Source organism: Candidatus Nealsonbacteria bacterium CG07_land_8_20_14_0_80_39_13 (assembly GCA_002779355.1).
Taxonomy (GTDB): Bacteria; Patescibacteriota; Minisyncoccia; order Minisyncoccales.
The window spans coordinates 1-6109 of record PEWS01000012.1 but is presented as its reverse complement, the minus strand read 5'-3'; the positions used below and the strand labels follow the sequence as shown (position 1 = coordinate 6109).

The 6109-nt window shown below is 41.5% G+C and carries 3 protein-coding genes and 1 tRNA gene; 1 reads left to right on the top strand and 3 read right to left on the bottom strand.

All coding sequences use genetic code 11. From position 1 onward, the window contains the following. From COS96_00765 to COS96_00755, 3 genes are all read right to left on the bottom strand, one after another. A partial coding sequence (locus tag COS96_00765; GenBank protein PIU44104.1) for a hypothetical protein occupies positions 1 to 2495 on the bottom strand: 2495 nt, incomplete at its 3' end. 106 nt (positions 2496 to 2601) lie between these two features. Beyond that, on the bottom strand, positions 2602 to 3681 hold the full coding sequence (locus COS96_00760; GenBank protein PIU44105.1) for a hypothetical protein: 1080 nt from the start codon (positions 3679 to 3681) through the stop codon (positions 2602 to 2604). Positions 3682 to 3692: 11 nt separating this feature from the next. Then, positions 3693 to 5726 carry an NAD-dependent DNA ligase LigA gene (locus COS96_00755; protein PIU44103.1) on the bottom strand — a complete coding sequence of 678 codons (2034 nt, stop codon included), beginning with the start codon at positions 5724 to 5726 and terminating at the stop codon, positions 3693 to 3695. A gap of 64 nt (positions 5727 to 5790) precedes the next feature. Here COS96_00755 and COS96_00750 point away from each other — a divergent pair. After that, positions 5791 to 5865 (top strand) — tRNA-Asp (locus COS96_00750). Positions 5866 to 6109 lie beyond the last annotated feature (244 nt).

The window sequence follows — 6109 nt, the reverse complement described above, 5'->3', positions numbered from 1 at the left end:
TTTGCCCACCTCACACTGTCAGAACCCAAATTATAAGTTGAATCAGTTGACGGTAAAACATTGCCGGTGAAAGAAGCATCTCCCCCACTCGGCGCGATAGTCAAATCGCCGGTGGCGCCGGTATTTAGAGTAGAATAATTAGATCCATCGTAAGAAAGCCGAAGCTGGGCGCCGGAACCAAAAATATCTAATTTAGCAGCCGGAGCTGTCGCGCCAATGCCGACAACGCCATTGATTGAATCAAAAATAAATTTAGTCCCTCCGCTGGCATAATATTTTAAAGCCGGCGCATTATCAATATATAAATCCTCTCCGTCATCTAAAAATCCATCACCGTCACCATCTTTAAAAGCCCACGCCGATGTAGCAGTAATTATTTCCGTCCCGCCCAAAGTCCCTAAAATCACTGTCCCTGTCCCTGTCCCAGCTCCATTAGCGCAATTGTTGTCATCATCTTTAGCTATTATAGTAGGAGAGGTAAGGGAATTGACGCACAATGGCTGACTGTCAGCAACTCCATCATTATCAAAATCCAATTTATTTGACCCGAGAGCAACCAAAGTGGCATTGTCGCCAGTAGTAGAACAGGTACCGGCGGCGGTAGTGGTTGAACCGTCGCAATCAACCGCCGTGTCTGTTGCCGGAATGAACAAATCTCCTCTGATATCCATTGTTTTTTGAGGCGTCGCCGTGCCGATTCCTAAACGATTATTAGTATCATCCCAAAAAAGATTACTGTTGTCTTGAGAAACAAGCCCGCCTGTCCCGGCAAAAACAAGCGAACCGATAGTAATGTCTGAAAGAGTTAATTTCTTCCCGCTTCCTAAAATAACATCAGCGGAAAGAGTTACCGGCGCTTTAAATTCTGAAACAGCATTAACCACTAAATTATCGGAAGAAGCGTCTCCAAGAATAGTTGAACTATTGACATTCAGTACATTCAACGAAGATAACCCGCTTACATTAATAGCGCTAAAATTTCCCAGTTTAAGGGAGGCGACGTCTGTCTTTAAGGTAGTTGTGTCTGTTTTCAAAACAGTAACATCCGCCTTTACGCTTTCAAGGGCTGTGTTATCAACTGTAATAGTATTGGTCGTTGTCTGGGTTACGGGATTTATTTGAGTAATGTTACTTATCACTCTTTCTATGACTGTTTCTTTACAATTATCGCATTGCTTGCAGGTTTGACATTGACCGCCTTGAATAATCTGACCAACTCCCCCTCCGCCGACTCTTAACGCCTGAACTTGAGCGCCTAAATCAAAAATTTTCAAATTAAATTCATTACGGAGAGCGGCTAAGTCTTTATCGCTCAAACCGGAAACTATTTCCCTGACCACGGTTTCTTTCTGACCTTGCGCAAATTCCTGAACAACAACCTGCGGAACCTCCTTGGTGCTTTGAGTGACTTCAGTCCCATAAGAACCGAATGTCTTGCCAAGAACATTAAACTTATTCTTCGCTTCGTTGAAAATAAAGGAAACGCCACCATCAAAACTTCTGTTAAAATCATAGACTCCTCCGTTAACAACTAAGGCAAAACCGGAAACATTGCCGGATGCGCTATCAATTATGCCATAAACTGCATTAGCCACTTTTTCCTCAATGTAGTTATCAGCCAACTGATAATTATTTTTTGTCTCATTGCTTTTTTCAGAAGCTTGGGCAAATACCCAGCGCCAATATTGTTTAACATTTCCAGCGACATCATTTCCCAACATCGCCAATGATTTTGTTTCAACAGGAGTTATCCCATCAGATCCTGTTTTGATAAAAATGGATGCTACCCCGTCTTCAACACAGCTGTCAGCGAAATCGTAGCCGTCAAGAAAATTATTTTTCAAACCTGCAAGTTGAGAAACGATGCTGCCGGAAAAAGAAACGACGCCTCCGGAGAAAGACAAAGATGCCAACTGGTAATTGGTGGCTGTCTTGTCAGCAGTTTCGCCAACTGTGTTTTCAGCAAAAGTTTTTACATCAGTAAAAAGATCAGCCAAGCCATCGTCAAGATTTTGATTGAAATCATAGACGCCATCACTAAGCGCTGTCCCCGCTTCAGACATCGCCACTCCTGCTTCAGAAATATTTATGGAAACGGAAGAAATAAAACCAAGAATTTTTTCATTATAAGACTCGTCATTAACTGCTACAGCCAATCCTAAAAATAAAAGCATTACCAATGGCGCCAACGCCAGTTTCAAAAACAAAGAATCAAAAAAATTATTTTTTTTGGGAATTTCCATAATTTTATTTTCAAAAGCAGGGGCGGATGCAACAGATGTAAGGGCAGGGGTAGAAATATCTGATGCTTCTTCGTTGCCATTAAAATTCTGAATGTATTCGTTCAGCCATTCTTTTTTCATAACCCAATTCCTGCCAAATTTAACCGCTTTTAGCTTCCCCTGCCTAGCCCTCAAACTCAAATACTCCTGTGAATGGTCGCAATATTTTGTTGCCTCTAATAGGGAAATAAAAATTTTTTTTGCCTTCTCCATTTACGCTTTAATCGGTTACCCGATATGATTGTCTTTCCCCTATATCTTACCTTAAAAAAAACAGGACTCAAAGCCCTTCTCCTGTGGATAACTTTTTACAAAATTTTTACCTCATTCTTATGCTCTGAAGAATGCCTATCGCCAGAAAAAACATAATTAAACCGCTCCCTCCATAACTGACAAAAGGCAGAGAGATGCCGATAATCGGCAAAAGTCCGATATTCATGCCGATATGGATAAAAATTTGAGAAACAATGAGAATGGCTATGCCGGCCGAGAAAAGCCGGGAAAAATTATTCTCGCTTAAAAGGGAAATTTTTATTATTCTCCAAAGCAAAATAAAGAAAAGAGAAAGCAAAACCCCTACCCCAGCTAAACCGGTTTCCTCGGCAATGGAGGCGAAGATAAAATCAGTCCGAGTCTCGGGTAAAAATCCATATTGAGTCTGGGAGCCCTTGCCGATTCCCTGGCCCCAAACCCCTCCTGATCCGATGGCAATTTTCGCCTGATTTTGATTCCAGGACATTCCTAAAGGGTCTATCGGATTTACAAAACTCAAAATTCTTTCCCTTTGATAATCTTTTAAAACAGTCGCCCAGCAGAGAGAAAAGGCCAGAACCGCGCAGGCCAGCAAGGCCAAGAAATGGCGAAGAGGAATTCCTGAAACAATAAGCATGCCCAGCCAAAGGACGGATAGAATTAAGACAGAGCCCAAATCAGGATGGAAAAAAATCAGAAGAATCGGAAACAAAAAATAAAATCCGGAAAGAATAATGTGCCTCGCTCTGTACATTTCAATGTGACGGTTGGAAAAATATTTGGCCAATAAAATCACCAAAACAATCTTTGTTATTTCTATCGGGTCAAAAGAAACAGGCCCTATTTTATACCAAGCCTTAATACCCCTTATTTCCGGAGCGAAAAGAAGTATCCCGGCCAAAGCCGCAATACAAATAAAATAAAGAACTAAGATTAAGCGGGAATCTTCTTTCAGATTTCTCCAATCAAAAAAACTAGCACCGAACATCAAAGAAATACCAATCAAAAGAAAAATGAATTGTTTCTGAAAATCATAAAAATCCCCTCCTCCAAGGCAGGAGCTGTAAAGAAAAACAAGGCCGATGCCGGACAATAACATCGCTGTTATTATCAGTATCCAATCCAGGCGTTTAAAGTGAGAAACAATAAAATCCATAATTATTTAATCATATCAAGAAATTCTTTTTCATCAATAATCCTCACCCCCAATTCTTTGGCCTTATTTATTTTTACCATTCCCGGCTCGCTTCCGGCAACAACATAACTTGTTTTTCTTGAAACCGCATCCAGTGCTTTTCCTCCCAGACTTCTTATTTTTTTCTCCGCTTCCTCCCTAGTCATCTTTTCCAAAACTCCGGTCAAAACAAAATTCTTGGACAGCAAGGGCCCATCCCCTCTTGATTCCCGCAGAGATTCCCGCAGAGATCGGGTCTCTGTTTCCTGCAGAGATCGGGTCTCTGTTATTCTTATGCCGGCTTTTATTAAATTCTCTATAACTTCCAGATTCTTTTTATTATGAAACCAATCAAAAACAGACGAGCTTACCACTGAACCTAAATTTTTTATATTATCCAAATCAGCCAGAGGCGCTTTTTTCAATCCTTCCAATGTCTTGAAATATTCAGCCAAATCTCGGCTTGTTTCCTCGCCGACATTTCTAATGCCCAAAGAATAAATAAATTCCGCCAAGCCGATTTTCTTTCTCGCCTCTATGGCCAAAACCAAATTCTTAGCTGACTTTTCCGCAAATCTTTCCAGCGGGACAAGGTCTCCTTCTTTCAGGGCGAAAAAATCTGCCGGCTGGGAAACTAAATTGTTGTCGGACAATTGATTGATGATTTTCGGGCCGAGCCCGTCAATATTAAAAGCTTTTCTGGAAGCGAAATGGTATAAGGATTTTATTTTTCTGGCTCCGCAATTCCGATTGGGACAGCGCCAAATAACCTCGCCCGCCGGCCTCTCCAGCTCAGTCTCGCAGATAGGGCATTTTTTCGGAAAAACAAAACTTTTTTCTTTTCCGGTTCTTAGTTCAGTAAAAACTTTTTTCACCGCCGGAATAACATCCCCGGCCCTTTCCACCACAACTGTATCCCCTATTTTGACCGCCAATCTTTTTATTTCATCTTCGTTGTGGAGAGTGGCTCTGGTGATAGTCACTCCTTCTATCTGAACAGGCTCCAGCTTGGCAACCGGAGTAATAGCTCCGGTTCTGCCGACTTGAATTTTTATGTCCAGAATTTTCGTGACATTTTTCTTGGAAGAAAACTTAAAGGCCCTGACCCCTCTCGGACTTTTCCCGGCCACTCCTAATTTTTCAAACAAAAAATTATCATTGACATTGATGACCACCCCGTCAATCATAAAAGGAAATTTTTCTCTTTTTTCAACAATTTCTTTCCGAAAATCAAGAACCTGGCTGATGTTTTTACAGACTTTGCCCAAGTCGGTTTTAAATCCCAAGGCTGAAAGAATTTGATGCTCCTCGGAATGTTTTTTTTGGCCCAAATCAGTAATCAGCTTGTAAGCCAGGAACTTCAACGGCCTGCCGGCGACCAAGTTCGGGTCAAGCTGGCGGATGGAGCCGGCCGCCAAATTCCTCGGATTGGAATAAAACGGCTTAAAAGCCTCAAAGGCCTTTTTCTCCATATAAACCTCGCCTCTCACCTCCACTCTGCCCGAAAGCGGTCGAGGCCCGCCCTCGCCCGTTTCCAGTTTTATCGGGATGCTGGGGATGGTTTTTAGGTTTTGAGTGACATTCTCCCCTACTTTTCCATCTCCCCGAGTGGCGCCGGTTTTCAGAATTCCATTTTCATAAATTAAGGAAACGGCAAAACCGTCAACTTTCAATTCGCAAAAGTATTCCGGATCAACATTCTGCGGGATAAGTTTTTTTAAATAATTCTCCCAATCGTAAAGCTCTTCTTCAACAAAGATATCTTCTATGGAAAGCATCGGCTGGCTGTGCCGGACTTTTTCAAATTGTTCAAGCGCTTTTCCAGCCACCCTTTGGGTCGGAGAATCAGGAGTTATCAAATCAGGAAATTTCTGTTCCAAGGAAAAAAGCTCGTGCTTTAAGGAATCCAAAACATCTTCGGAAATTTCTTGTTTATCCAAGACATGGTAAAGATAGCGGTGATGATTAATCACCGTTTTCAGTTTCTCTATTCTCTTTTCCGCCTCCGCTTTATTCATTTATATTAGATTTTTTATTTTCAAATTTTCTATGATATGATGGAAAATACAGTTCCGGAAAAGCGGGGCGGTAGGCTAATTGGTAAACCTTTCGGCTATCACCCGAATAATGCGGGTTCGATCCCCGTCCGCTCCACCGGAGCTGTTCTCATTTACGATAAAAGTTTTCCACAATTCCACCATAAAATACTTGACAATCTTTTTACATTTGCTATATTTATATTAAATTCGGGTGATAGTCTATGGTTTGCTAAATTAGCTTACCGTAACAAAAGAGTCCTTTCTTTTTGAGAGGTCTCTTTTAGTTTCCTCTCAATAATCTTCAGTTTCCCCATCTTTCAGCTTCTCTATTCTCTTTTCCGCCTCCCCCCTTAGTCATAATT